The organism is Caballeronia sp. LZ032, assembly GCF_031451315.1.
Classification (GTDB): domain Bacteria; phylum Pseudomonadota; class Gammaproteobacteria; order Burkholderiales; family Burkholderiaceae; genus Caballeronia.
In genome coordinates, this window is the sequence record NZ_JARUXP010000027.1 from 1 (window position 1) to 3,084 (window position 3,084).

Annotated in this window: 4 protein-coding genes; all 4 read right to left on the reverse strand. The window is 63.0% G+C overall.

What is annotated here, in order from left to right:
• Window positions 1-31: 31 nt before the first annotated feature.
• Genes QCE69_RS39185 through tnpA form a run of 4 tightly spaced genes read right to left on the reverse strand, consistent with a single transcriptional unit; the run spans window position 32 to window position 3,011 of the window.
• Window positions 32-628 (reverse strand): plasmid pRiA4b ORF-3 family protein, encoded by a 597-nt coding sequence (locus QCE69_RS39185; protein ID WP_309936132.1) that lies wholly within the window; start codon window positions 626-628, stop codon window positions 32-34.
• Window positions 629-639: 11 nt separating this feature from the next.
• A complete protein-coding gene (tnpC, locus tag QCE69_RS39190; protein WP_309936133.1) occupies window positions 640-2,184 on the reverse strand; it encodes an IS66 family transposase in 1,545 nt (514 codons plus the stop codon).
• A gap of 51 nt (window positions 2,185-2,235) precedes the next feature.
• Window positions 2,236-2,583, reverse strand: coding sequence for an IS66 family insertion sequence element accessory protein TnpB (gene tnpB, locus QCE69_RS39195; protein ID WP_074295443.1), 348 nt, complete (start codon window positions 2,581-2,583; stop codon window positions 2,236-2,238).
• Complete coding sequence (gene tnpA, locus QCE69_RS39200) at window positions 2,580-3,011, reverse strand: IS66-like element accessory protein TnpA (RefSeq protein ID WP_309936136.1); 432 nt, start codon at window positions 3,009-3,011, stop codon at window positions 2,580-2,582. Before tnpA ends, tnpB begins: the two co-directional genes overlap by 4 nt.
• Between the last annotated feature and the right edge of the window lie 73 nt (window positions 3,012-3,084).

A 3,084-nucleotide genomic window follows, 5' to 3' on the forward strand; every position in this document is an offset into this window, starting at 1 on the left:
CGTAAGCGTCAATCTGAGGCCGTCTTGACGATCAGAACTTGACCTCTGAGAGCCGCTGATTCGTTAGCACGAGATCGAAGGCGGCGGGATCGAAGCTGCCGCCACACCACTCGAGGAAGTGGTCGTGCTCCTCGTGCATCGGATCGGTGATCGCCTCGAGGAAGTCGGCATATCCTGGCACTCCACCGACGTCTTCCGGTGGACACGCATTCTGCCCGTCCAGGCACAGCGGCCGGCGCATGTCTGGATCAGGCACCAGCGCCTTCTCGACTTTGATCCGATGCTGCCAGTTGTCGCCGTAGTCGTAGATGTAGGTGAATGACTTTAGCCCGCCCAGCGCCTTCGCCAGCGTGACCCGTGCTTCATTGAGCATCGGTGGATCGCTCTGGAATCCGAAGTCATCAGGTTCACCATAGTTGGTTTCGCCGAAGACGAACTCGTGCAGGTGACCGCCTTCCCAGCCCATGGCCAGTTGCAGCACGACATGCAGTTTGCCCAGCCGGATCGAGCCGGGAACGATGATTCGTCGCCAGATCGCCGGCTTGATGTACTTCAGTTCAACGCGCAGTACGTAATCGGGCACTGGCGCCTTGACCAGGCGCAGGGCAGGTTTGCGGGGCTGGACCATCGGATTGATTGTCAGGCGGCTTGCTGCTCGAGGTGTGCAGCCGGCATCAGGCGCCACGGCAGCAACTCGTCGATGCGGTTGATGGGATGATCGGCGATGCGCTCAAACACCGTGCGCAGGTAGGCAAACGGCTCGATGCCGTTCAGGCGCGCCGTACCGATCAGACTATAGATCACCGCCGCGCTCTGGCCACCTCCGTCGGAGCCCGCGAACAGATAATTGCGGCTGCCGAGGACCAGCGGCCTGATCGCGCGCTCTGCCGTATTGTTGTCCACCTCGATGCGCCCGTCTTCGCAATAGCGTGTGAGTGCGTGCCAGTGCCCCAGCGAGTATCTGATCGCCTTCGCCAGCCCGGACTTCGCCGATACCTGTGACAGCGTGTGTTCGAACCAGGCCTTCAGTTCAGCGAGCAATGGGGCCGAGCGCAGCTGGCGCGCAGACAGGCGCACGTCCGGCGTCTGGCCGCGAACCTCGCGTTCAACGGTATATAGCGCCCCAATGCGGCGCAGTGCTTCCTCGGCAATTGGTGAGCTATCCAGCTTGTACAGGTCGTAGAACTTGCGTCGCGCATGGGCCCAGCACCCGGCCTCGATGACCGTGCCGTCACGATACAGCGCGTCATACCCGCTGAAGGCATCTGCCTGCAGGATTCCCGTATAACCCGACAGATGTTCCCGAGGCCGCTCACCTTTGCGGTCGGGTGAGTACCTGTACCAGACTGCTGGTGGAGCGCGGCTGCCTGCCGGGCGGTCATCCCGAACGTAGGTCCACAGGCGCGCCGTGCGTGTCTTGCCACGCCCCGGCTCCAGCACCGGCACGGGCGTGTCGTCGGTATGGATCTTGTCTGCGGCGCGTACATAACCGCCGAGTGCGTCGGACAGGGGTTGCAGCAGCGCTGCCGCTTCACGCACCCACGAAGCCAGCGTTGCCCGGTCCAGTTCGATGCCCGCGCGGCGATAGATACCGGCTTGCCGATATAGCGGCATATGGTCAGCGTACTTCGCGACGACGACCTGTGCGAGCAGCCCGGCACCCGCCATCGAGCGTGCTATCGGCCGCGAAGGTGCAGGCTCCTGTACTACTGCTGCACAGCGCGGGCAGCTCAGCTTCGGACGTACGTGACGCAGCACCTTAAAGTAGCCGGGCACGTAGTCGAGTACCTCCGAGACGTCTTCGCCGAGCACACGCATCTGTTTGCCGCATTCCAGGCATCCGCAGTTTGACGGTGCATGCACAACCGTTTCGCGGGGAAGATGGGCGGGGAAGTGCCGTGACCTGCGGCGCAGCGGAACGACGTTCGTTGTGGCCGATGTATCCGCAGTCGCGTCGGCGTCAGGTACCTTCGCCGGTGCGGTCATATCTGGTTCATGAACAGGCAGCTCACCGAGCGCGAGCTGCAGCTGGTCCATCAGTTCTGTCATGCGCTCCGATGAGCGGCCATACTGCCATCGCTTCAGTCGCGAGATCTCGGCCAGCAACTGCGCGATGGTCTCGTCGCGCGAGGCGACGATGCGCTTGAGAGCGGCGATGTCATCGGGCAGATGGCTGGCTGGCATGCATGCCAGTGTAAATGAAGGCCACGCGCTTGTGGGCTCCCGCACCATGCCTTATGCCGCGTGCGTCGGCTGCCACGTCCGCTCGGGGTGCCGCCAGTCAATCCCTTCGAGCAGCATCGACAGTTGGGCGGCTGACAGATGGACTGTTCCCGAGTCCGCCTGCGGCCACACGAAGCGTCCACGCTCGAGTCGCTTCGCGTACAGGTTCATGCCGTCGCCGCTCCACCATAAAATCTTGATGAGGTCACCGCGACGCCCGCGAAACAGGAAGATGTGCCCCGAGAAGGGATCACGACCGAGTGCTGACTGCACCAGCGCGGCAAGTCCATCCATGCCGCGGCGCATATCGGTAACGCCCGCTGCCAGCCATACGCGGGTACCGCCTGGCGGCGCAATCATGCTGGCATCAGGCAGCGCAGCACGAGGCGCAACTGCACGGGGTCAACCATGCCCGTGACGCGTACACGGGCACCGTTCAGTTCGATCTCGATGCGCGACGCGGCCGGCACGCTCTCGCGATGTGACTCGACAGGCTGCACAGCGAGCGACGCCGGTTCTTCGGTCTCGCCGGTCGGTGCACCAGGTAGCGCTACGGGCAGCAACACCGCTGTGCTGTGCGCCACTCCTTCAAACAGGCCCGCCCGCAGTTGCCGGCGCCACTTGAACACCATATTCGGATTCAGTCCGTGCGCCTGCGAGAGCTTGGCCACCGAAACACCCGGCTCGCACGCCGCGACGGCAACTTGCCGCCGGTACTCTGGTGTGTAATTCGGTCTGCCTTTGCGGTTCGATGATCGCGCATTCCGTGTGTCCAAAGTAGTCCCCATCACTTGAAGTAACGGACATTACTTTGAACACCGGCTTCAGCTCTGTCCATGCGGCCGCAGAATGACGCTTACG

Coding starts and splice junctions, on each gene's coding strand:
- QCE69_RS39185 (WP_309936132.1), bottom strand. CDS start 628: ATGGTCCAGCCCCGCAAACCTGCCCTGCGCCTGGTCAAGGCGCCAGTG.
- tnpC (WP_309936133.1), bottom strand. CDS start 2,184: ATGCCAGCCAGCCATCTGCCCGATGACATCGCCGCTCTCAAGCGCATC.
- tnpB (WP_074295443.1), bottom strand. CDS start 2,583: ATGATTGCGCCGCCAGGCGGTACCCGCGTATGGCTGGCAGCGGGCGTT.
- tnpA (WP_309936136.1), bottom strand. CDS start 3,011: ATGGGGACTACTTTGGACACACGGAATGCGCGATCATCGAACCGCAAA.